The 23496-nt window shown below is 50.7% G+C and carries 25 protein-coding genes and 1 tRNA gene; 12 read left to right on the forward strand and 14 right to left on the reverse strand.

The window, feature by feature from the left end; all coding sequences use genetic code 11:
• Positions 1 to 91: 91 nt before the first annotated feature.
• Positions 92 to 772: an arylesterase gene (locus BMZ51_RS05045; protein WP_068008049.1), complete on the reverse strand. Its 681-nt coding sequence runs from the start codon at positions 770 to 772 to the stop codon at positions 92 to 94.
• A 239-nt stretch (positions 773 to 1011) separates the two neighbouring features.
• Here BMZ51_RS05045 and BMZ51_RS05050 point away from each other — a divergent pair, with 239 nt between their 5' ends.
• The 5 genes from BMZ51_RS05050 (at position 1012) to BMZ51_RS05070 (ending at position 6727) form a co-directional block, all read left to right on the forward strand.
• On the forward strand, positions 1012 to 1719 hold the full coding sequence (locus tag BMZ51_RS05050; protein ID WP_068008052.1) for an ABC transporter ATP-binding protein: 708 nt from the start codon (positions 1012 to 1014) through the stop codon (positions 1717 to 1719).
• Positions 1716 to 4289 carry an ABC transporter permease gene (locus BMZ51_RS05055; RefSeq protein ID WP_068008055.1) on the forward strand — a complete coding sequence of 858 codons (2574 nt, stop codon included), beginning with the start codon at positions 1716 to 1718 and terminating at the stop codon, positions 4287 to 4289. The genes BMZ51_RS05050 and BMZ51_RS05055 overlap by 4 nt, the downstream gene beginning before the upstream one ends.
• A 338-nt stretch (positions 4290 to 4627) precedes the next feature.
• Complete coding sequence (locus BMZ51_RS05060; protein WP_068008058.1) at positions 4628 to 5413, forward strand: Bax inhibitor-1/YccA family protein; 786 nt, start codon at positions 4628 to 4630, stop codon at positions 5411 to 5413.
• A 353-nt stretch (positions 5414 to 5766) separates the two neighbouring features.
• A complete protein-coding gene (locus BMZ51_RS05065; RefSeq protein ID WP_208979308.1) occupies positions 5767 to 6294 on the forward strand; it encodes a Panacea domain-containing protein in 528 nt (175 codons plus the stop codon).
• On the forward strand, positions 6284 to 6727 hold the full coding sequence (locus tag BMZ51_RS05070; RefSeq protein WP_068008060.1) for a hypothetical protein: 444 nt from the start codon (positions 6284 to 6286) through the stop codon (positions 6725 to 6727). The genes BMZ51_RS05065 and BMZ51_RS05070 overlap by 11 nt, the downstream gene beginning before the upstream one ends.
• Before the next feature lie 12 nt (positions 6728 to 6739).
• Here BMZ51_RS05070 and BMZ51_RS05075 read toward each other — a convergent pair whose 3' ends face one another.
• From BMZ51_RS05075 to BMZ51_RS05090, 4 genes are all read right to left on the reverse strand, one after another.
• Positions 6740 to 7972: an HlyD family secretion protein gene (locus tag BMZ51_RS05075; protein ID WP_068008062.1), complete on the reverse strand. Its 1233-nt coding sequence runs from the start codon at positions 7970 to 7972 to the stop codon at positions 6740 to 6742.
• Entirely contained in the window at positions 7965 to 8327 is a 363-nt protein-coding gene (locus tag BMZ51_RS05080) for a hypothetical protein (RefSeq protein ID WP_068008065.1), read from the reverse strand. The genes BMZ51_RS05075 and BMZ51_RS05080 overlap by 8 nt, the downstream gene beginning before the upstream one ends.
• Before the next feature lie 291 nt (positions 8328 to 8618).
• Positions 8619 to 9113, reverse strand: a complete 495-nt coding sequence (locus tag BMZ51_RS05085) for a GAF domain-containing protein (protein ID WP_208979309.1) — start codon at positions 9111 to 9113, stop codon at positions 8619 to 8621.
• A gap of 119 nt (positions 9114 to 9232) precedes the next feature.
• The gene (locus BMZ51_RS05090; protein ID WP_068008068.1) at positions 9233 to 9565 is read right to left on the reverse strand and encodes an ArsR/SmtB family transcription factor; all 333 of its coding nucleotides are present in this window, start codon (positions 9563 to 9565) and stop codon (positions 9233 to 9235) included.
• Positions 9566 to 9715: 150 nt separating this feature from the next.
• Between BMZ51_RS05090 and BMZ51_RS05095 the strand changes: the two genes are divergently transcribed.
• On the forward strand, positions 9716 to 10591 hold the full coding sequence (locus BMZ51_RS05095; RefSeq protein ID WP_244271399.1) for a permease: 876 nt from the start codon (positions 9716 to 9718) through the stop codon (positions 10589 to 10591).
• Between the two features lie 77 nt (positions 10592 to 10668).
• On the opposite strand, the gene recQ is transcribed toward BMZ51_RS05095, so the two are convergent.
• A complete protein-coding gene (gene recQ / locus BMZ51_RS05100) occupies positions 10669 to 12495 on the reverse strand; it encodes a DNA helicase RecQ (RefSeq protein WP_208979310.1) in 1827 nt (608 codons plus the stop codon).
• 213 nt (positions 12496 to 12708) lie between these two features.
• Positions 12709 to 13179, reverse strand: a complete 471-nt coding sequence (locus BMZ51_RS05105; RefSeq protein ID WP_068008080.1) for a DM13 domain-containing protein — start codon at positions 13177 to 13179, stop codon at positions 12709 to 12711.
• A gap of 370 nt (positions 13180 to 13549) precedes the next feature.
• Between BMZ51_RS05105 and BMZ51_RS05110 the strand changes: the two genes are divergently transcribed.
• From BMZ51_RS05110 to BMZ51_RS24270, 4 genes are all read left to right on the forward strand, one after another.
• A complete protein-coding gene (locus tag BMZ51_RS05110) occupies positions 13550 to 13918 on the forward strand; it encodes a group I truncated hemoglobin (protein ID WP_068008083.1) in 369 nt (122 codons plus the stop codon).
• 171 nt (positions 13919 to 14089) lie between these two features.
• Positions 14090 to 14947 carry a CPBP family intramembrane glutamic endopeptidase gene (locus BMZ51_RS05115; protein ID WP_068008086.1) on the forward strand — a complete coding sequence of 286 codons (858 nt, stop codon included), beginning with the start codon at positions 14090 to 14092 and terminating at the stop codon, positions 14945 to 14947.
• A 119-nt stretch (positions 14948 to 15066) separates the two neighbouring features.
• The gene (locus tag BMZ51_RS05120; RefSeq protein WP_208979311.1) at positions 15067 to 15867 is read left to right on the forward strand and encodes an MFS transporter; all 801 of its coding nucleotides are present in this window, start codon (positions 15067 to 15069) and stop codon (positions 15865 to 15867) included.
• 147 nt (positions 15868 to 16014) lie between these two features.
• The gene (locus BMZ51_RS24270) at positions 16015 to 16191 is read left to right on the forward strand and encodes a hypothetical protein (RefSeq protein WP_208979312.1); all 177 of its coding nucleotides are present in this window, start codon (positions 16015 to 16017) and stop codon (positions 16189 to 16191) included.
• Positions 16192 to 16224: 33 nt separating this feature from the next.
• On the opposite strand, the gene BMZ51_RS05125 is transcribed toward BMZ51_RS24270, so the two are convergent.
• From BMZ51_RS05125 to BMZ51_RS05135, 3 genes are all read right to left on the reverse strand, one after another.
• Positions 16225 to 17466 (reverse strand): MFS transporter, encoded by a 1242-nt coding sequence (locus BMZ51_RS05125; protein WP_068008088.1) that lies wholly within the window; start codon positions 17464 to 17466, stop codon positions 16225 to 16227.
• 99 nt (positions 17467 to 17565) lie between these two features.
• Positions 17566 to 17970: a DUF2794 domain-containing protein gene (locus BMZ51_RS05130; protein WP_068008091.1), complete on the reverse strand. Its 405-nt coding sequence runs from the start codon at positions 17968 to 17970 to the stop codon at positions 17566 to 17568.
• 470 nt (positions 17971 to 18440) lie between these two features.
• On the reverse strand, positions 18441 to 19037 hold the full coding sequence (locus tag BMZ51_RS05135; protein WP_068008135.1) for a hypothetical protein: 597 nt from the start codon (positions 19035 to 19037) through the stop codon (positions 18441 to 18443).
• Between the two features lie 137 nt (positions 19038 to 19174).
• Here BMZ51_RS05135 and ppa point away from each other — a divergent pair, with 137 nt between their 5' ends.
• Positions 19175 to 19711 (forward strand): inorganic diphosphatase, encoded by a 537-nt coding sequence (gene ppa / locus BMZ51_RS05140; RefSeq protein ID WP_068008094.1) that lies wholly within the window; start codon positions 19175 to 19177, stop codon positions 19709 to 19711.
• An 85-nt stretch (positions 19712 to 19796) separates the two neighbouring features.
• Here the strand turns inward: ppa and BMZ51_RS05145 are convergent, their stop codons facing one another.
• The gene (locus tag BMZ51_RS05145) at positions 19797 to 20324 is read right to left on the reverse strand and encodes a disulfide bond formation protein B (RefSeq protein WP_068008098.1); all 528 of its coding nucleotides are present in this window, start codon (positions 20322 to 20324) and stop codon (positions 19797 to 19799) included.
• Between the two features lie 107 nt (positions 20325 to 20431).
• A complete protein-coding gene (locus BMZ51_RS05150) occupies positions 20432 to 21010 on the reverse strand; it encodes a YqaA family protein (protein ID WP_068008100.1) in 579 nt (192 codons plus the stop codon).
• A gap of 306 nt (positions 21011 to 21316) precedes the next feature.
• Between BMZ51_RS05150 and BMZ51_RS05155 the strand changes: the two genes are divergently transcribed.
• A tRNA-Leu gene (locus BMZ51_RS05155) sits at positions 21317 to 21401 on the forward strand.
• Positions 21402 to 21464: 63 nt separating this feature from the next.
• On the opposite strand, the gene BMZ51_RS05160 is transcribed toward BMZ51_RS05155, so the two are convergent.
• A complete protein-coding gene (locus tag BMZ51_RS05160; RefSeq protein ID WP_068008103.1) occupies positions 21465 to 21896 on the reverse strand; it encodes a GNAT family N-acetyltransferase in 432 nt (143 codons plus the stop codon).
• 101 nt (positions 21897 to 21997) lie between these two features.
• Entirely contained in the window at positions 21998 to 22921 is a 924-nt protein-coding gene (locus tag BMZ51_RS05165; RefSeq protein WP_068008105.1) for a site-specific tyrosine recombinase XerD, read from the reverse strand.
• Between the last annotated feature and the right edge of the window lie 575 nt (positions 22922 to 23496).

The following is a 23496-nucleotide window of genomic DNA, read 5'->3' on the forward strand; positions in this document are numbered from 1 at the left end:
GGCTGCACCTGTAAAACCCATTCAGGCCAAATCTACTTCAGGGATAGAGACCCTTCGGATCATAAGCCTGAAGTCAAATTCATTATGTTCATCAAGATTTAGTCCGTTTGATGAGTAATTCAACGGATGGCAAAATCTTTTCGACAATAATTGAAACACCTTCACCTGTTGGGTGGATACCATCTCCAAGATTCAGCTCGGGCTGAGCCGCAACACCATCTAGAAAAAACGGATAAAACAGAACGCCATGCCTCTCGGCAAGCTCACCATAAAGAGCGTTAAACTCCTGCCCAAACTCACTGCCCATATTGGGCGGAGCCTGCATCCCTGCAATGAGCACTGGAATACCACGGGTTCCCAAGCGTTCAAGCATGGTATCCAGATTCTTGCGTGTGCTTGAAGGATCCAGTCCCCGCAAAGCATCATTCGCACCAAGCTCAAGAATAACGCCGTCCACATCATCCCCAACCGACCAGTCCAGCCGTGAAAGTCCGCCAGATGTGGTATCACCGGAAACACCGGCATTCACAACAGTAACGTTATAGCCCTTCTCTTGCAGGGCTTTCTCCAGTTTGACAGGAAATGCATCTTCAGGCGGCAATTGATAACCAGCAGTCAGGCTATCTCCTAATGCAACCAACTTAACCGGCTTGCTCTCATCCTGCGCAAAGCTGGCGACAGAACTGAAAACAACCAACCCCAGAGCGATAACAGCTCCGCTCACAAGACCAAGCACACCGGGTTTCGTTTCAACTTTTCGTGAAGCAAGCATGCAATACCCTTAGATTTTTTAAAAGCAAACTGGACGATGCAATCCACCTTACCCATATGCTTCCCAAGTAAGGCCGTCACAAGAGCGGTCAACCAAATTAGTATAGTATGTATTTCAGGATTTGCATCGCCTGTACATTAAAGCGCATTCCGAAAAGTACCAAGCGGCCTTCGGAGTAGAGATTTTGTAGTTACGATAGATTGAAGCAGTTCGAATGCAAACTGCTAAAAGGTGGAAGAATGACAGGTAATTCGGTACTAGACTTGAACGGCGTTCACCTCAGTCTAGGTCATGGCGCAGGCCGCACCCATATTCTCAAAGGCATTGACCTTAAGATCAACACAGGCGAGAGCGTTGGTCTGGTCGGTCCGTCAGGTTCCGGCAAATCGACCCTCCTCATGGTAATGGCAGGCCTGGAGCAGGCTGACAAAGGCACCGTCAAGGCCACTGGTCAGGAGCTCGGCCAAATGAGCGAGGATGAGCTTGCGCGTTTCCGTGGGCAAAATGTCGGCATCATTTTCCAGTCCTTCCATCTGGTTCCCAATATGACTGCACTCGAAAACGTCGCTGTACCGTTAGAACTATCTGGCGACCCAAAAGCTTTTGAGCGTGCAAAGGAAGAGTTGAAAGCCGTTGGCCTCGGCCATCGCCTCAATCACTACCCAACACAGCTTTCCGGCGGTGAGCAACAGCGCGTTGCGGTCGCCCGCGCACTCGTAACAAACCCTGGTATACTTATTGCTGACGAGCCAACAGGCAATCTGGATGAAACCACAAGCGAGCAAATCATCGAGCTTATGTTCGCAGCACAAGCGCGCACGAACACAACGCTGATCCTTGTAACCCACGACCCTTCTCTGGCAGACCGGTGCCAGCGCAAAATTCGCGTGCATTCCGGCACCATAGATGAAGAAACAGTTCCAGTGCGTGAGGCTCGTGCACAATGAACACGGACAATTCAAAAGGGTATCAGCCCGGTTTCAGGCTAGCTGCCCGTTTCGCCCTGCGCGAAATGCGGGGTGGCCTCAGGGGGTTCTACGTCTTCATCGCCTGTATCGCCTTAGGCGTGGCAGCAATTGGCGGTGTAGCTTCCTTCTCTCGCGGGTTAACAGAAGGAATTTCTGCAGAAGGTCAGGCAATCCTTGGCGGTGACCTTTCCTTCTCACTGGTCCACCGTCAGGCCAATCCAGAACAGCTTGCTCACTTACAAAGCATCGGCGACACCTCCAGAATTTCTAGCCTGCGGGCAATGGCGAGAACACAAAAGGCGGGCAACCAGACGCTTGTCGAGTTGAAGGCAGTTGACGATCCATACCCACTCGTCGGAGATTTTGACCTTGCCTCTGGTAAAGAGCTGCAATCAACAATCACAGGCAGAACCGATGGTTTGCGCAATGCTGTCGCTGAAGTAGCCCTACTCGCACGCCTGGGTCTCAACATTGGCGATAAAATCTCCGTTGGTAAAACCACTTTCAATATTGCTGATACGATTGAGCTAGAGCCTGACAAACTCTCCTCCGGCATGACAGTTGGCCCGCGCCTTCTCATCTCACAGGCAGCTTTAGCGGACACAGGCCTGATCCAACCAGGTTCTTTGGTGAACTATAAGTACCGCGTCAATATCGGTTGGAATGTACAGGAAGACCAGCTCCAACAAATTATTGACCACACGAATGAACTCTTCCCCAATGCAGGTTGGCGTATCCGCTCCAAACTAGAAGCGGCTCCAAGCTTGCAGCGTAACATTCAACGCTTTGCCCAGTTCCTGACCCTGATTGGTATAACATCGCTTGTGGTGGGTGGTGTTGGCGTCGCCAATGCCGTGCGCAGCTATATGGATACCCGCCGAGAGGTCATCGCAAGTTTTAAATGCCTCGGCGCCTCTGGTGGCTTTGTCTTCAAGGTCTACCTCATACAGATGATGGTTCTTGCCACGATCGGCATCGGCATCGGTATGGTCCTTGGTGCATTAATCCCACTTGCTGCCATGGCGGCCCTCCAATCCATTCTGCCAATTAACGCTGTGCAGTCCGTATACCCGCTTCAACTGCTGCTCGGCATGGCCTATGGCTACCTTACCGCTCTCACATTTGCCCTTTGGCCACTTGGAAGAGCGCACGACATCGCACCAACGGTTCTGTTTCGTGATGAGGTCAGCACGCGTAACCGCTATCCAAAGCCGCTTTATATCGTAAGTGCTGCAATCACTTTAATGTTGCTCGCTGGCCTTGCGCTCGTCATGGCCTACGACAAGTCCATCGCCATGATCTTCATTGGCGCATGTGCAGGCACATACTTGCTCCTGTTGATCGTCGCCCGTCTCATTATGGCTGCAGCGCGCAGGGTACCAACGGTACATTCCACCGAACTGCGTCTTGCAATCACAAACATCTATCGCCCAGGTGCTCTAACGCCTTCCATCGTGCTGTCACTTGGCCTTGGCCTGTCCCTGCTCGTTGCTCTAGCACTAATTGACGGCAACCTACGACGCGAGTTGAACCAAGCCGCACAAGAGCAGGCACCAAGTTTCTTCTTCGTGGATATCCAGAACCACGAGAAAGACGCCTTCCAGTCCTTCATTACAGAAAAGACGCAGGGAACCGACTTCAACGCAGTCCCGATGCTGCGCGGAAACATTGTTTCACTCAGAAATATACCCGCAGCCGACTACCCAGCGCCGCCAGAAGCCGAATGGATTTTGCGTGGGGACAGAGGCATCACCTATTCCGACAGCTTGCCAGAAACCTCGAAAATCACCGAGGGCACTTGGTGGCCAGAAGATTATTCAGGCGAACCGCTTGTTTCCTTTGCAGATGATAACGCAAGAGAGCTTGGCCTGAGCATTGGAGACAAGGTCACCATCAACGTTCTTGGCCGTCAGATCTCTGCAAAGATTGCCAATTTCCGGACAGTGAACTGGGAGAGCATGTCCATCAACTTTGTGATGGTTTTCTCCCCTAACACCTTTGCAGGCGCACCACATACGCACCTGGCAACAGTCGCATGGCCGGGAGAAGCAACGCTTCAACAGGAACTGGATCTGCTGAAAGAAGTCACACAGGCCTTCCCAACCATCACATCAATCAGGGTGAAGGATGCCATTGCTCAAGTGAATGAGCTTGTCGGTCAGCTAGCATGGGCAATCCGTGGTGCATCTTCCATCACACTGCTTGCAAGTGTACTGGTGCTGGCTGGCGCACTGGCAGCAGGCCACCAAAGCCGCATTTATGACGCAGTAATCCTCAAAACACTTGGTGCAACGCGCGGGCGTCTCATCAAGGCATATGTTTTAGAATATCTGATCCTTGGCGGCACAACAGCCATATTCGCGCTGTTTGCAGGCTCACTGGCAGCTTACTTCATCATCACGGGAGTAATGGACGGAACCTTTGCACTCATGCCAATGACAGCTGTTGCATCTATTGTGGGTGCATTGGTCTTCACGGTAGGCTTCGGACTATTAGGCACATGGCGTATTCTTGGAGAAAAACCCGCGCCTGTCCTACGAAATCTCTAATGTAGATTGGGCAGCAGCAAGTAAAAGACACGGTTGATCCGCGCCTGCTGCCCAACTTTCTCAGAATTTCCGTCCCACCTCTCAAGGCTTCCTTGCAAATCTAAAGGTCTAAAGGCCCATCGAGCATTACATCTCGTTAATAATAACGCATGGAATTACCAGTTTTCTACCGTTTGACCATCACTTTCGGATATCTTTTACAAAAAATAGAAGGGGCACACTCTTGTCTTGCGCCCTTTTTCCTACCATATTCTCTAGTAATGTAACTCGAGTAAAACACTCGGGCTGTTTGGGGCGACCTTACAGCCAAATTTTTTGGGAAAGAAGAGAGGATCCACATGGCGACTTTCGACCGCAACAACACCACGCGGTATGGAACGGCTGGCTCTCATGCCAATGCAGCCGAGTTTGACGCTGGTCTGCGCGCCTACATGCTCCGCGTATACAACTACATGGCTGTTGGCGTTGCCATCACCGGTGTTCTTGCTTTGCTCACCTCCATGGCTGCAACAACAACAGACTCATCCATGGCAGCTGCACAGCTTGGCAATGGTGATTACCTCACCAACCTTGGTGTTATGCTTTACACCAGCCCATTGCGCTGGGTTGTTATGCTGGCTCCTCTTGGCTTCGTGTTCTTCCTGAGCGCACGCATCAGTAAGATGAGCGCTTCTGCAGCCCAAATGACCTTCTGGGCCTTCGCTGCATTGATGGGTGTATCACTCTCCTCAATCTTCCTGGTGTACACAGGCAACTCTATTGCGCGTGTATTCTTCATCTCTGCCGCTTCCTTTGGCGCGCTGAGCCTCTTCGGCTACACCACCAAGAAAGATCTCTCCGCATGGGGTTCTTTCTTGTTCATGGGCCTGATCGGCATCATCATCGCGTCTGTGGTCAACCTCTTCCTCGGTTCTTCTGCGCTCCAGTTCGCAATCTCCGTGGTTGGTGTTTTGGTGTTTGCTGGCCTCACAGCCTACGACACCCAGCAGATTAAAGAGATGTACGCAGCTGTAGATGACAGCGAAGTAGCAGGCAAAAAAGCCATCATGGGCGCGCTGCGTCTGTACTTGGACTTCATCAACCTGTTCATCATGCTGCTGTCCCTGTTTGGCAACCGCGAATAATCGCTGATAGCCATCAAGAACACAAAAATGATAAAAGCCCGGAGCACTACTCTGGGCTTTTTATTTGGCAAAATAACTCGCTGAACAATGTCACCATGGATTTATCGTAGTTCAGTTTTACCAATCTGTTTTCAATGTCTGTCCACAGGTGCCGTTTAAAACAGCAATATTCTCACTGAATTATCAGTAGCACCTTCGGCACAAATGCAACGTTTCCGCTATTTTCTTCGTAAATACAACCAAATTTCACTAGCCAGGATCAAGGTATGTGGTCTAATTTCTTAACGTAACGTAGCTATTGTTTTTCTAAGCAATTTTCTATCTGTTCCAACAGCATTTGTGTGGGAGCAAAAATGCCAAGACATTCGCCTAGTTCCATCGCCAATGAATTTCTGAAGCGCCGTGGCAGCTCAGAATACCCATCGCAGATGTATATTCAAAAGCTGGTCGCCATCGCAAACGGCTGGAACCTTGCAATCAACGGTGAGCCGTTGGTCAATGCAGCTCCCCAAGCATGGAAAAACGGGCCGGTCTTCCGCCAGATTTGGGACTTCATAAAAGAAGGCGGACACAAAGGCCCCAGCTGCGAAATCGCAGACCCAGTCACTGGCCAGATCGCAATTGCCCATATAAGTGGCAGCGAGCAGGATATTATCGACCACGTCTGGAAGAAATATCGCAACTACACACCTCAGCAATTATCAAACCTTACCCATCAGGCAAACTCGCCTTGGGCCTATGCTTATTTTGAGAAAGGCCGAAATGCTGAAATTGATACAGAACGCACTCGGCAATACTACATCAAACTCGCATTAGCAGGCCGCTCCAACCTAGCAGAAGAGCAGTCTCTTTCAGCGGCGGGTCGGATCAATGCTGCCTGATGACACATTAGACGAAACCATCGAAAAGCCTCTCACCGTCGATGATATCGACGCTGCAGTCTCCAAGCTGCCCATAGAAATTGACCCTCCCGCGAAAATCGGGTTCGAGCAGTTGCTGCAAGACCGGCAAGTACTTTCGGATGACAACACACAGCTCCAAAATGAACTGATGGAGCTCAAGTCCAAGCTCGCAACCAAGCAGGAATTGGACGCACTGATCAAACCCTATGCAGGCAAAGCCTACTGGTTTATGTGCGTGTATTGCGGCACCGTAGCTATGATCCTCGTGCTAGCTGGCTTCAAGACCGTCTTGGGCAACTCATTCATGCTTGCTGACAGCGTTCTGGAATTCCTCGTCGGCAGCACCGCAACCACGGTTATCGGCCTTGTCGGGATGGTACTCACTGGCATTTTTGTGGGTGCCAGAAAGTAACCACCGACATCATCAATGACCTGAGAGCACCAGAACCTTGACTGGGAATGCAAGCGCTTGGAACCGCAAGATGAGTGCGTGCATAATAGCGACCGCATCCACCATGTGATAATAGAGCCCGCCCCAAAAGCCATATTCACCAGCTGCAATCTGATCGCCAAAATTGCTGTAAGCATTGGCGATGCATTTGCTCCCTGGCGGAATATCACTTGTATCCTTCTCGTAAAGAGGCTCAAGCACGACCAACAACGTCCCTGGACGCGCGATATCCTGGGCGTCAATCAGTTGATCTGTCGGACGAAACTGGCCGGATGAAATGAAATCTTGCACCCCAACCACAACCATCGGAATCACTTCAAATGGACGGGATGCACAAGTAATTTCTGCCGCCATTCCAATACGGATAACCGACGCAGTAATCTGACCAAAGCCAGCCTGAAACCTTCCATATCCAGTAGTGTCTGGAACCAATATTCCGGCAGGTCGCAAGACTGGGCTGACTATATCACCTGCTTGTAATACAAACTGCGTGATCACTCCGTCGACACCAGCATAAACAAACTTTTTATCGTAGGCAGATTCTGCCTGATGCAATCTGGCAATTGCACTTGACCGCTGCGCCGGCAGGCTCACCGATATTTTTGTCTGCACAATATCGCGATTGGCAACCGCTGCATCCAACTGCCCTTTGCGCACGACCACCTGATTTTCACGGGTATCAATTTCTTTCTGGGTCACAACATCTGAATTGCGCCGTTGCAAATCCAGCGTCCGCTCCAGTTCACTCACAGCCTGATTATACGAACCTTGTGCCTGTGAAATCAGGGCTTCTGCGCTGATCAGCTCTGTATTCGCCAGATCGATCTCAGCATCAATCTCGTCCACCTCGCTCTGGCCAGCCGCCACCTGCGCCATTTCGGTAGACGCATCCAGCGTAAACAACAGCTCGCCCTCTTTCACGCGCTGGCTGTTCTTTACAAGCACATTCTCAACCCGCCCTGCACCCTCAGGTAAAATAGTTACTGTGCGGAACAAAGAAGAAACGTGGGAGGTCGTTGGATGGTAGAAAAAAACCAATGTGATCAGAGCGATGGTGAGCATCATCGCGGCGGTAATACCCCAACGCAACTCATACCAGACTGTAAAGAACGTAATCTCCTGTCCCAAACGCTTTCCCTGCCGATATCGACGAAAAAGATAGTCGGGAAGGATCGTTACCAGCGAACAGAGAAAAAACTCAATCATCTGGCTTATCTCCCTTCCACGATTTGCGTAGTGTTTTCGCTATGGAATTGAGAGGTGTCTCATAATCAGGCAGGTTGATTGCAGCAAGAAGCAGCGCTGCAATCCAGAAGTAGTTATTGTGCGTAAACAGCGCCAGGATCGCCAACAAAGCGACGATCTGCATATGCGAGCGCCCATATTTATGCGCCATACGCTCCGGCAAGGCATGAAGCGAGAAGTAGAAAACACCGGCCAGCAACACTGCTCCAATAGCAATGATCACAGTCGTGACCATTAAAACATCTGTGCTACCGGGCGCAGTTATAAAAATCGGAAGATGCCCGTCAAGCTGCTCATGTTGGCCGCCAGAATCCATAGCCTGTATCGCCCTTCTATCAGGGTTACAAACGCCAGCGTAAAACGCAGACGGAACGGAACACCTTTAATGCCCCACCCTTAGTTACCCCGCATAAAACGAAGCGGCAGAAAGCCGAGCAAATTTGGTATTTCTAACCTCAGGGTGAAAGAGATCTGAAAGAAAAAGGTAAGGATGGGCCAAACAAGTTTCTTCTTATTCGCAGCTCCTGCCCAGTGCTAAAAAAGGTCATGGCACCTGAGTATGCCTCACAGAAGGTGGGCTAGGTCCACATCTGCTGGATATCACAGCTTAGACCACAACCAACTTTTCTCGCGCTTTTAAGAAAAGGGGAGCAAGAGCTTGTGCGCACAGGAAGGCATTTTCTGCTGTTTGCTCAGTATAGGCATGGTCACGGTCAAGAAGGTTCACAGTTCCAACCACTTCGCCCGAAACCACCACGGGCAAGTTAAGCGTTGCGCCAAGGCCCATAGCTGCAATTTTTTCGTGGTCTGGAAAGTAGTGTCTTACATCCTCAATTGTGTAACCAAGAAAAGGTTTCTGTCGCACAAACACTTGCTCATACCAGCCCCCTTCTTTTTCAATGGGTTTTGTTCCTGCGGTGCTATAGGCCCCTTGCGCACTGGAATAGAGCCGCACGACCCCGCACCCATCAGGATGCACCGTTGTAAGGGTAAAAAGCTTGTATCCAGGGTATCGGGAGAAAAGCGAAGCTACATTGCTTGCACCGTCTTGCAAACCCGCACTGTGTGTCACCGCCTGCACAAATTCTGAATGATCAATCACATTGAATACCTGTATTTTGAAACACAGATACTCTAGCCACTGTCGGCTCTGCATCAAGTCAGAGAAACTCAAGAATGGCCAGTTCTATAATTTGGCAGATAAGCGCTGTAAATTAATCCTCAGCCGCGGCTCAGCTCCGACAAACCAGGGTCATCAGTATAAGCCTCCTCGTCAATGCAGCACTCTTCACGCAAACATTGCAGAACGGCATTGAGTTGCTCGTACTGCGCAACGCAATACAAAACACGCCCTTCTCGCCGTTGTATGATCAGGCCAGCAGAAGCCAGACCGGACAAATGATGCGAAAGTGTTGAGCCTGGTATCTCAAGTTCTTCCTGCAACGCGCCAACAGCCAGTCCCGTACGCCCTGCTTTTACCAGCCGTCTGAAGATCGTAAGGCGCGTTACATGCCCAAGTTCTTTCAATGCCTTAGCTGTCTTTTCAAAGTCCATAACTCTCACCATCTTGACTGATATTTCGATATTACTAGAAATATCTTGACAAGCAAACCCCTTATACATATATTTCGATAAATCCAGAAATGTCGTAATAAGGCAAATCCAATGTACCTAACCTCAGAAATGCTTATAAGCAGCCTAGAGATGTTCGCTTTCCTCGCCGTGGAGCTAACCATACTCTTCCTGGCGATCAGCTATTTCGTCGGCATCCTGCAGGAGTACATCCCACCCAGCCGCGTTCAAAGTATTCTCAGCAGCCAAAACGGTAAGGGTTATGTGACCGCCGCAGCGCTCGGCGTAATCACACCCTTTTGCTCTTGCTCCACCATCCCGTTTCTAAAGGGTCTACTCAGAGCACGAGCAGGCTTTGGCACAATGATGGTCTTCCTGTTTGCCAGCCCTCTGCTGAACCCAATCATCATTGGCCTGTTCGCAATAACTTTCGGTATGAGTGTCACTCTCTTTTACTTCGTGATCGCGCTCTCCGTTTCGATCCTTGCGGGCTACTTGCTGGAAAAACTCGGCTTCGAAAAGTTCGTTAAACCAGAGGCCTATGCAGCCCCTGTGACGTCATCTTGTGGCAGCAGTTGCGGATCTGCCGCGCCACTACAAAACAAATGGGTCAAGATCTGGCATTCCACCTGGACGGACTTCAAGAAAGTCCTGCCTTACCTGATTGGCGGCATCGCCATTGGCTCTATGATCTATGGATTTATGCCAACAGATCTGGTGTCCTCTTGGGCGGGTGAAAACAACCCACTCGCGATACCCGTGGCCGCTGTCATCGGCATCCCGCTCTACATCAGAGCAGAAGCCGTCATTCCGCTCACCGCAGCCCTTGCAGGCAAAGGCATGGGACTGGGCGCAATCATGGCCCTCATCATCGGCAGCGCTGGCGCAAGCCTGACAGAGGTAATCTTACTAAAGTCCCTCTTCAAAAACCAGATGATCGCCGCTTTTCTGGTCGTCATCCTGGGCATGGCAGTGAGCGCAGGGGTGCTGTATTCTCTGATTTTCTGAACCTATAAATCCCATAAATCCAACAGGTTATGCAAATCAAACCCTACTAACTTGAGTGTTAGTAGGGTTTGATTTTGCTAGTCGCGAATGATCTCCAGGAAGGCAGGGCCAAAGCGCTCCAGTTTGGACTCTCCAACACCGGAAATCTCCAGCATCTCCTCTAGTCGCTGCGGGCGGTCCACTGCCATCTCAATAAGGGTCTTATCGTTGAAGATCACATAAGGCGGCACATTCCGCTCACGTGCCAACTCCATTCGCCGCGCCCGAAGTTTCTCAAACAGCTCCTGATCCGCTATATCCTCAATCTGAGCCTTTGCCGGTGCTTTCGCCCGCCGCTCCATCTTCGCAGAGTTAGCAAGCTGGTCCACCTTCAACTCAATGGTCCGGCGTTCTTTCAAGAACTCCATGCCCAGCGCTGTCATCTTCAAAGCCCCATGAGCATCATGATCAGCATAAATCAGGCCAGCAGCCAGCAGCTGCCGGGCAATGGCGTTCCATTTAATCTTGTCGAACTCACCACCAATGTTGAACGTCGACAGCTGGTCGTGCCCACGTGAGATGATCCGCTCACTCGCATTGCCAAGCAGAACGTCAATCACATAGTTCGCACCAAAGCTCTGCCCAGTGCGCAAAATGCAGGACAACAGCTTCTGCGCGGCAATAGTCCCGTCCATAGTCTTCGGCGGATTCAAACAGGTATCGCAATTGCCACAAGGCTCGCACTCATCGCCGAAGTAGCGCAGCAGAACGGAGCGCCGACAAGTCGCTGTTTCACAGTAAGCGAGGAAAGATCGCAGCTTCTGCCGTTCAATCTGCTTCTGGCTCTCTGGCGCTTCACTGCGGTCAATCATCTGGTTCAGGAACACAACATCCTGCATGCCATAGACCAGCCACGCCTCAGACGGCAGACCATCACGCCCAGCGCGGCCCGTCTCTTGATAATAGGCCTCAATGTTCTTCGGCAAATCCAGATGCGCCACAAACCGCACGTTGGGCTTATCAATGCCCATACCAAATGCAACAGTGGCAACCATGATCATGCCTTCTTCTTTGATGAAGCGGTCCTGATTGGCCTCACGTACGGAACTGTCAAAACCCGCATGATAAGGAAGCGCGTCAAAGCCCTCATCAACCAACCATGCAGCCGTCTCCTCCACCTTCTTGCGCGACAGGCAATAAATGATGCCACTCTCGCCAGCTGGCCGATCTTTCAGGAAACGCCGCAGCTGCTGCTTCGGATTACTCTTGATGCCCACGGTGTAGGTGATGTTAGGCCGATCAAACCCGGAGGAAATCAGGCGCGGCAGATTGAGGCGTTCTTGAATGTCTTTCCGCGTCGGCTCATCCGCAGTCGCCGTCACAGCCAGGCAAGGCACACCCTCAAGCTTTGCCCGCACATTGGTCAGTTCACGATACTCAGGGCGGAAATCATGGCCCCACTGACTGATACAGTGCGCTTCATCAATCGCCAGCAGCGCAATCATCCCCCGTTGGTTCAGCTCTTCCAGCAAACCAACAAACTCGGGCCGCACCAACCGTTCAGGCGCCACATAAAGCAGATCCAGCTCACCAGCCCGTAAATCCCGATAAGCGGCCTGAATGTCCTCGCGAGAAAGCGCTGAGTTGATGGACGTCGCCCGCACACCTAGCTCGCGCAGGGTCGCAATCTGATCCTGCATCAATGCAATCAGCGGAGAAACAACAATGCCAACCCCACGACGACACAAGGCAGGCACCTGATAACACAGCGACTTACCCGCCCCTGTTGGCATCAAAACACAGCAGCTCTCTCCAGCCATTACGCTATCAATCACAACCTGCTGATTGCCGCGAAACGCGTCGTAGCCAAATACTCTTTTCAGAACATCATGTGGCGAGGCAACAATATCTTGCGTGAGTGTCATGAGCAGCAGCACTTACCTAAAGCGTATTCCCGAAAAGTGGTTCCGGTTTTCGGATAAGAATCCGCGTTAAAAAAAACTTAGGGCTTGGCGCGTGAATGGAAATGAACGCGACATGCACTAAGGGATTTGAAGGGCGTTTCCTAACGTCTACCCGTCTGCCCCAAGTGCGCAAGACTTATCTGCCACTCGGGCACATAAACTTCGAGCAGCCGATCACCGATACTGTGCTGCAGAAATAAACTCGCCAAAGGTTTCGCACCACACCAGCACGGTGTTGTAGGTCTCAATGTCAACGCCCTTCGGCACATCCAGTAGGAAGCCATCGAAGGTTTTCACATCACCGATCAGAACCGAGTTGTCTTTGATTGGCAGGAACTCATCTTCATGCTCAACGAACTCCGGGACCAGATAAACCTTGTAATCCGGCCCCGGAGCAAGACGGCCCTGATGAACGATCATCTCTGGAGAGATACTCACCTTGCCCTCACCCCAATGCAGGAAGTCACTGCCGCGCTGGTCGCGGTTAAACTCCGCAGTGTACTGCGCGTTCTGAGCTTTCTGCTCCAGTACGGCGGTCTCAGGAGAATCCGGTGCAGTCAGGATAGGCAGGAAGTAGATCCCAAGCGCAAAGCCAACAACAAGCACTATGGTGTGCGAAACGAGCAATGCAACAAAACGGATCATAGGAGTTCTCTCGGTTTACAAGGTCAAAATCATTATGATCATAAAAGCGATCACATCAAAGTGTCTAGCGACCATGCATGAGGATGGCACCAAAGCTACCTCATTGTAATCAATCCCAAAATCTCAAAACACTGTGAAATACCGTGAAGACCCCACTGTTTCCTGAGCAGGGCCTGTTTTACCTCAAAACATTCTTCTCTCACACACAAAACATAATTAATTTCAATAAGTTAAAACTTTCCGACTTACCCAGAATCAGAGGCCTTAGCCTGTTTATCCATGAAATATGCAGACTTAACATTCATCAAGTAGATTTACCTAAATGCTGTTTAGTCTCAGCCTTTTACCCCCTAGAGCAAAAGGTCTATTTATGAGTAACAAGACTTTATACGAGCGTCTCGGCGGCTATGACGCAATTTCTGCTGTCGTCAACAATCTCCTCCCGCGCCTTCAGAGCGACGAGCTGCTCGGACGCTTCTGGCAGAACCGTGGAGAAGACGGGATCGCACGCGAAAAACAACTGCTTATTGATTATCTCGCCTACAGCGCGGGTGGCCCACTTTACTACACAGGCCGTGATATGGTGATCACACACACTGGCATGGGCGTCACCGAAGCAGATTGGGACGTGTTCTTAGCTCACCTGAAAGCCACTCTGGAATCCTTTAACCTGCCAGAAGCAGAGTTCAACGACACCGTTGGCTTTGTAAGCAGCCTGAAAGCGGAAATTCTAGTCTGATATTCCGGATAATTTTCAGACCAACCCTATAAGCATCGCTCGCAGCAAATCTACATTATGCCTATCGGGCGATGCTTTCTACCCCCTACACATTTGACACAGAGGCAGCTTTACCGCACTGTTTGAGGCAGTTCATTTTTCCGACCATTGCGACACCCATAAAGTTTCACCATGCTGCTTTCATTGAGTGCCTTTCTTAGTCTCGGCCTTGCCATAGCAAGCATCCCACTCATCACACAGCGATGGGTGCCACTCACCTTATTCGCACTCTCGCTGGTCCTTGCAGTCACCGCAGGTGTACTTGGTTGGACAGCGCTATTGCTCGTTCTCAGCTGGGCTGTGGTTAGCGCTGTTCTCTTCCAGCAAAAGCACCCGCTCTGGTTATATGCGCTCATGGCAGGACTGTTGCTGCTGGCAGGGCACTTGGTGATGACACACACAGCCCCCGGCTTTCACAATCTTCAAGTCTTGCAAGATGTGAAGACCAGTCCGGATGCAGTGCCCTATTCACTTTATCTGAACTTCGACAAGGCAGCTCTGGGGTTTTTGCTGTTTCTCTTCGCCGCCCCTCGCATCACCTCTGCAAAAGAGTGGTTGCGCTGCCTTCGCATAACCCTGTTGTTTTTCATCCCCACAGCGGCTGTTCTGATTGGCGCCACATATGCGGCTGGTCTGGTTGTTTTTGACCTCAAGCTTGTTCCCTTCCTACCGCTTTGGATCTTTGCAAATCTGCTATTCACCTGTGTTGCAGAAGAGGCCTTTTTCCGTCAGTTCGTCATGGGGCAACTCATGAAAAAGCTTGGACGCAGTGTATGGGCAGGAGTTATCGCGCTTGTGCTCTCGTCCCTGTTTTTCGCCTACTATCATTTGGATGGCGGAGTGCCCTACGCAATCTTCTCCCTAGTTGCGGGATTGTTCTACGGCGCGACCTTCTGGAAATCCGAGCGCATCGAAGCAACAATAGGCGTCCACTTCCTCGTCAACCTCACCCACATCCTGTTCTTCACCTATCCAATGCTGGCGAGATAAAGCAGGAGAGCAAAATGCTCATAGCTACAACGCAGCCATAGTCTGAAGGGAAAAATAACCAACCTAAGCCCACAATTGAAAAGGCGTAGCGCTTCACTTTCGTAACAACGGGAAGCTGAATGACCGGACCGCGAACGAGGCTGCAACCGCGTTCGATCATCGCCGTGCTGGCTGTCGGGTACGCGGCGCGCCCCATTGGCGATGTAGTTTTTGACCATATTGGAAACCGTTTAGGCCGAAAGGCCGGCCTGATCATCTCTGTCTTGCTGATGGGGGGAGGCTCCTTCGCAATTACTGTGTTACCCACATATGATCAAATCGGGATCACCGCAGCTATACTTCTGGTTTCGATAAGGGTCATTCAGGGTATAGCAGTTGCCGGAGAATACACCGCTTCCGGCGTCCTGTTAGTGCAACGGGCACTCACGGGTGCATGGATTGCATGTGCCATGATCTCCAGCTGCCTCGTCGGCTCAGCGGTCCGAGCCGCAATCAACTACTTTCTCTCTGCCGAACAGATGATGGACTGGGGATGGCTTTTGGTTTTTGGTTTTGGCACACTGGTCGCCATCTTCAGCGCTATTATCAGGCGAAACATCACTGATACCGTGCTTAACAAAGACCCAGCGGATACCTCATCCCCTGTCTGGCAAAGCCTGAAAAATCATTCTGGCTTGATCGCGCAGATGGTCTTCCTGCTCCTTCCAACAGCCGTGATCTACGTCTATGCGGTCTCATATTTAAGCGCGGTGCCAAGTGTTGGCTCATCAGCGTCTCTCAATGTGATGACGTTCAACCTAACTGTCATGGCCCTGTTTATTCCGGTTTGCGGATTTGCAGCGGACCGGTTCGGTTTCCGGCCTGTATTGCTCGCGGGGTCCCTGGCAACTTTTATTCTGGTGGTCCCTGCTGGTCGTTGATGCTCCAGCCGAACACAACATTTGTTTTTCTGGGGCAATTCGCGCTCACCTTAACAAACACGATAGGTTGGGCGCTCTCTATCACGCCCTCACCTTGATGGCCCCAGACCATCTGCGATGCAGCGTTGTCGCCCTCGGATACAATCCGTGCATGGCTCTCTTCGGCGGCACAACGCCAATCATCGCAACTTACCTGGTAAACCAACCGGTGAAGACTACACGCCCGCCTACTACATCCTTATCGCAGTCCTCATCTCACTCCCAATCATCTGGCGACTGCCAAAACTAATCGACCCAGCACGGCTGAACAGAGTTTTGGCGTGATGCTTCAAGAAATCAGCCAGCCCGTTCCAACGTCTACCCATGGTCCAACGCTCGAATATCCGCTTGGCGCCACAGAACAAAAATAAGCCCCAAGGCAATCACAAAGCAAGCAATGCCCGCAAGGAACACTCCATGAATGTTAGCTGTCATCAAAGATGCCCCAGCAATAGCAAGCAGGAACTGACCTCCTGTCGAGCTTGAAATAGTAACCCCCATGACCCAGCCCTGTTCACTTTCGTCAGCTGCTGCAGAGAACAAGGAAAACATCAGAGGCAGAGCAAGAGCAAAGGCCGCGACTATTGGAATTGTCAGAAGATAAGATAGCCAAGCCACATCGTTCAAAGTAAAGGCCAAGAGCCCAACCGCCATCACTGACACACTAACGACAATAATCGCTACCTTCGAATATCGTTTGGATATAGGCCCCACCAAGAGCGCACTTACAAAAGCCAGAACCAATCCAAAGATGATCATTAAGATGCTGTTTTGAAGCGTATTAAACCCAAAGCGCAACACCATGTAGTTATTGAGGTAAATGTAGAAGGCGCTCAGCCCAATCTCTACAAAGAGGAAAACTGCGCACAGCTTCAAAATTGTGGGCCTTGCATGCGCCCGCCAAAGGACAAGAAAGACCTCTGACAGGCCAAAATCTATCTTGCGGCAAGTCTGGTTTGTTTCATGGAAGAAAACAACTATCAGGGCAATGTTAATCAAGATCAACACGAGCGCCGCATAAAAAGGAAGTTCAAGCGAAGCATAACTGCCCAAAATTGACGTGTCACTGAGCACCCCGGCAAGCAAAGGCCCGACGATCAAACCAATGGCAATGGCTGCTGTTACGTATCCCATATTGCGATTTTTTTCTTCGCTCGTACGGCTGAGGTCAACAAGAGCAGCTTGTGCGATTGGCTGATTACCTGCGGCAAACCCGGTAATTACACGCGCTAGCACCAGTAATGTCAGGTTTGACCAAACCAACGCAGCGATTGTCAACGCATACCCAAACAAGGCACCAAACAGGCAAATAAGGATGGCCTTCTTGCGACCGATATAATCCGAAAGCTTGGAAATATAGGCACCACCGAAGAACCAGCTTATGTAGAATGCCCCCGTCAAAATACTAAAATCGATTTCCCTAATTGCTAGGGAATCGCCACGGGGTACAAATGTGCTACCAGGCACCATCACTAAGCTATTAACGATCGGAAAAATCAGCCCTTGCCCCATAACATCCACGAGGACGAGGAGAAGCAATGCAATTCGAGACCAACCCATAGCTTCACGCCTTTCGCTCTTTACGTCAGCAAAACATCAATCTGAAAAACTGTAGATGCTCACTGGAGGTATGCAGCAGCGGACAGCGTGTCCTGCAGATCACTCCACCACGCGCAGGTGTTTCTTCTTCTCAAGCACCTTAAGCACATTACCAAGATCGTGGCCGCGTTTGAGGATCATGCCGCCTGTGCCGACAACGCAATAAGCGCCTTGTTTTCGGGCAAGTTTAGGGTCTTTTTCAATGCGGTAGAGCGGCATTTCGCTGGCGCGGCGGAAAATAGCAAAGATCGCTTTATCAGTACCATGCCCGATGGCGTAATCACGCCACTCGCCGCTGGCAACCATGCGCCCATAAAGCCTGAGGATCTGATCGAGTTCCGTTCGATGAAAAGCAACTATTGGTTTCGGGAGGTTCGGTTTTCGTTTAACAGCAGCACTATTAAGGCCACCGTCAAGAGAGCGAACGCTCCCTGACTCTATTGCAATGTCATCTCCTTCACTCATGAAGGCCTCCCGCGTTAGGATCAGAGTTTCAGATCATCCGAAGTTTCAAGAGCGCACTCGTGTGGTTGGCGTCAATCAAGCGACAAGCCGCTGCATAAAACAAAAAACCTGAGCTTGCCTAACAACTGCAAAAGAACGCGACATGCTCCAGTTTAGCACACAATGAGACCATCCTGCGGCAATCCCATAATGAACGCAAGACAAGGGCGCTTTGCCCGCGCAACAAAACGCCCCCTGAGATTTCCGAGCACACGTTAAAATTGTCACATTAGTTTCTTGGTTTCGCCCCAATTGCGTCATTGGGCAGCCATGAAGCCAAGCCAGATTAGCGTTGTTGCCCAAGCTGGTTCGGTTCTATGGAGCTTAGGTGGAGTATTCTCACCCCTCCCCCCATTTGACCGCTTCATCAGAGCGCTGATATAGAACCGAACCGCTTCCATGCAACTTAACGCTGAGGCCTCCCCCTATTCTTAATCTGTCAGACCAAGCGAGAGACCGCCGCCTCCAAGCAGTTTTGGCGAAGTGGTACAATCCCAAATGCCCGCCAATAATCCGGCAGCATCACGCGCCAGCTTATTAGGGTTTTTGTTGGAACGCGCGTCCACATAACCAATATGGCACGTCCGCCCCTTGCCTAACTGCGTGATGACAAGCACCTCACCGTGGTAGACCCCGTCAGCATCTGCCTTGTCCTCCCCAGCGATATCCGCTGGAATGTCCGTATACCACCGCAAAATCGTTGCAACAGGGATCCCCTCTTCCAACACCCACTCAATGGTAGGGCCAAGCCGGTTCCATGGGCCTAACGTTTGCCCAGCAGCAGGCTCGCTCTCCGCCACCTCGCCAAAGCTGACAAAAAACCGTAAATCCCCTTCCGCCACATAAACAGGGACACCACCATACCCCTGACAGACCCAAGAGGCAGAGCCCCCTATCTCGTCGTAGGTATTTTGCACCTCACAGGTTTCACTCAAATCCAAGGTGGAATAAACGCTCTCAGCCAGCGCGACATTACAAGCAAAAATTCCGATAATTGCAGCAATGAAGGTCTCAAATTTCTTCAACATGAAGCACCCACTTTTCCCAGATTTATCCATGAGGGAGCGCTTGAACTAAATGCGCAAGGCGCTCAGGCGAAATATATCTTGCAAGACGCTGATGCCCCTGTAATACAAGCACCAAAATGAAATTGGAGTTTACATAAATGCGTATCGATCGTATTCCCGTTGGTAAGAACCCACCAGAGGACATCAATGTCATCATTGAAGTTCCAGTTGGCGGTGAGCCGATCAAATACGAAATGGAAAAAGAATCCGGCGCAATGTACGTCGATCGCTTCCTATACACGCCTATGCGTTACCCAGGTAACTACGGCTTCGTACCACACACCCTTTGCGGTGATGGTGACCCAATCGACGTGGTTGTAGTAAACCAGCGTCCAGTCGTTCCAGGCGCTGTCATGAGCTGCCGCCCGATTGGTGTTCTGGTGATGGAAGATGAGTCCGGTCAGGACGAGAAAATCATCGCAGTGCCAAGCAACAAACTGACACGCCGCTATGAGTCAGTCAAAACAATCGAAGACCTGCCTGAAATCACCATCAAGCAGATCGAGCACTTCTTTGAACACTACAAAGACCTTGAGCCAAACAAGTGGGTGAAAATCACCGGCATTCACGGCATCGAGGAAGCGCAGCGTCTCATCGTAGAGAGCATCGAGCGCCACAACAAAGAAGAAAGCTAAGTCTAAGCTGACCTCACCAAATACAAAAAAGCCCGGAGCTGTGAAGAGCTTCGGGCTTTTTTCATGTCAGATTGCAAAATACAGTCTACTTCTGGCGACGCAGCACCACACCACACAGTGTTACGAAGACCATTGCAGTGGAGTAGATTACATTCAGGCCAGCAAAGGACAGGCCGAAGAGGCGGAACTGCGCCACAGAGCAGCTAACCACCTTGGTCGTTGCAAGGCTCTGCAACATGTTGGCCGCCGAGCCCAGCTCCATACTGCCACCAGCAGCACAGTCATTCGGTCCCAACCAAAGCTCCCACTCAGCACCCGCCTGATAGAAACCAACGCCGCCGCCATATAGGAAGCCGCCAGCCGCCGCCAGCATTGCCAGAACAGCAACCCAGCGCAACTTCTCGGTTTGCGCAAAGCCTAGCGCCAGCAGACCAAGCGCGACGCCCGCGTAATACGGATTGCGTTGAAGCAAGCACAACGGACAGGGCTTAAAGCCACCGAATATCTCAAATCCCCATGCCATACTGATAGCCGTAAGGCTGCCCAGTGTTACAAGCGCTGCACCGGAAGTGAGCGGGTCTTTCAGAAGCAGCGCGAAGATGCGTCCTACCATTTCCAGTTAACCTCTCTTGCGTATTCCTCAAGCACTCTGTGTTGCATAAGTACGCACGATATCAAAATATAAAACCACTGCTTCACTCTCTCGCGAGAGCCGTAGTTTTACAGAAACTTAATCAGAGCAAAGCCGCCAATCAGCAACACCACAAAAGCGGTAAACACCAGTCCCAGTCGTTTTTCGATGAAATCCCGAATGGTCGGGCCAAACATATACACAAGACCGGCTACCACAAAGAAACGGATGCCTCGGGAGACAATGCTCGCCGCGATGAACACTGGAACATTCAGTGCAAAAACGCCACTCGCAATAGTAATTACTTTGTAGGGAAATGGCGTCAAACCAGCGATGAAGACAAACCACCAGCCCCAATCATCGAAGATCTGGGAAAACTGCTCAAACCTATCCATGTAGCCATAAAGCGTTAGAATGGGCTTTGCGACCTCTTCAAACAACAGGGCACCAATGAGGTATCCCAGCAGACCGCCCAGCACAGAAGCCACAGTGCAGAGCGCTGCATAAAACCAGGCGCGCTGACGTTTACACACACACATAGGAATGAGAAGCAGATCCGGCGGCAATGGAAAGACGGAGCTTTCTACAAACGCGACAATTCCCAGCGCATGTGGCGCACGTGGACCTGCGGACAGGGAAAGGGTCCAATCATAAAGGCGACGCAGCATAAACCTCACATGCTCCAAACAGACAACAACTCACATACGAAGAATTTGGCTCGTTCTAATTTACGGCAATATCTCGCACAAACCTTGCACCGGACTGCTACCGCAAACCACAACAGCAATCATGCTATTATGGCAACAAAAGCAACCTGTCGCTTCTTATCCCCGTAAATATAATCGTTTTCAGCGCCTGCAGACCCTCAGTAAACCACCAGCAATCCGCTTAAGTGTCCACAATTACTGTGGTTAGCTGAATCAAATTATTGACGTGCCACCCCATCTCGATATATTCCGCCCTTACCAACCGTTGCCCCCGTGGCGGAACTGGTAGACGCGTCGGATTCAAAATCCGATTTCTTCGGAAGTGCCAGTTCGAGTCTGGCCGGGGGCACCACTCATCTCCCTAAAAATTTAAAACGCTCTCTGCCAACGCTACACCTGCGTTTGCACTTCAGCGTTAAAGCGCCACATTAATCTCCATGTTTGTATGCACAATATTGGCTTCGATGTAGTCAGAGCCATATCGCCTGAAGCCAAGCTTCTCGTAAAAACCGAGAGCATGCACCTGCGCACCAAGGCGAACGCATTGGGCCCTTCCCTCATCCCTCACATGTTGAACAATGTACTTGATGATCTCCGCTCCAATGTGCTTTCCGCGAAACTCTTTCGGTACACACACTCGTTGGATTTTGGCAGAGTCACCAATGTATTGGAAACGCGCGGTCCCGACTGCAACTCCACCTTGTTTTGCAATGACGTGAATACAAGTTTGGTCTTGTCCGTCTTGCTCTACATCTAAAGGAACACCTTGCTCATCAATGAAGATCCGGCGCCGCAGCTCTATGCAGGCGTTAAAGTCAACACTGTCTTGGACTAAATTAATTTCCATAAACCACCTATAACCAAAACCATTGGTTTTACGTAGTTACAGGCTCCTCAGTTTCAAGTTTGGGTTGCCATACAAACCAAGGTGGACCAGCCTAGCCCACCTCACGCAAGCGGGTGATGGTCTTGCACCAGTTGTTGCAAGCGCTCTTCCAATACATGCGTGTAAATCTGCGTGGTTGAGATATCCGCGTGCCCAAGCAATTGCTGGACAACACGTAAATCAGCGCCGTTTTGTAACAGGTGAGAGGCAAACGCATGACGCAGTACGTGCGGGGAAACTTTGTTACGATCAATCCCGGCTTCAACAGCCAGTACTTTCAAGTCTCGGCCAAACGCTTGGCGCGTAAAGTGGCCGCTCTCTCCGTGAGAGGGAAACAGCCAGACACTGTCAGCATATGCACCCACAGCGGCCCTGAGCCGCACATATTCAATCATCGCAGTTTGAGAACGCAGTGACAGCGGAACAGCACGTTCCTTTGCACCTTTCCCTTTTACGGTAATCAAGCGGCTATCACGGATAGCAGCGGATACTGGCAAAGACACAAGCTCTGAAACACGCAGGCCCGTGGCATACAGCACCTCTAGCAATGTGTAGATACGCGCTGCCCTAATCTGTTTTGCATCACTATCATGCGTGATAGCTGCTAACTCCTCGGCCTTTCCAATCAGCCGGTCCACCTCTTCCTCGCTTAAAACCCCAGGCAAATTGGAGGCTTTGCGCGGAGATGCGACAGTGCGCGTCGGATCGTCTTCGCGGATATCCTCAGCATAACAGAACTGATAGAACTGCCTCAACGCAGACAGACGGCGTGCCTGAGACGATGCGGCAAACCCTCGATCCGTCAGATCAGACAGGTAAGCCCGCACATCACTCACCTGCACAGCAATCAGATCAACGCCCTGCGTGGAGAGAAAGCTATCAAAGTCTTCAAGGTCGGTTCGGTAGCTTTCCAGCGTATTAAACGCGCTCACACGTTCAACGCTCAACATTTCAAAAAAGCGTTCTGTCTCAAAAACTCGGCGCATAAAAAGCCTATTCGAAGCCTTCGGTTTGAATTTCTACAATTATCTCACGTGGCTCCGGCTCAATGTAACTGACGAGCAGATACATGCTCAGCACAACACCGGTAACAATTAATCCAATAATAGACAGCAATCGCGTCAAAGTCGGCATGGCAGAACCGGATGCTCCCGTATGTATCCTAGATCACACCCAAATGCTCGGGCACATCTTTATACTTCAAAATCAAAAATAGACCGTTTCATTGTGCAGGTTCAAGCCAAAGACTCACGCAATTTTTGAAATTGCATTTTTAATAGCCCACAAAGAATTCTTTCGCGAAGTATTACAGGCCCGCCTCATCAACGCTTTAAAATCAGAGACTTGCCTGAAAAAACCTCCCAAACTAAACGCAAGCATCGCCTATCCCCCCATCGACGAAAAGCCATTGGTGCGGTGAGCGAGATTTCCTTTCCCTACAACTTCCAAGCAACTGACATATTGGTCCAAGAAGCCAAACGGAAGGTAGATAGGCTGTTTGTCCAAGCATGTTTTTACGCTCACAACCCAGTAGGCCATAAAGATGCGACAACCTGTTCAA

Source organism: Pseudovibrio axinellae, from assembly GCF_900110875.1.
GTDB lineage: Bacteria > Pseudomonadota > Alphaproteobacteria > Rhizobiales > Stappiaceae > Pseudovibrio > Pseudovibrio axinellae.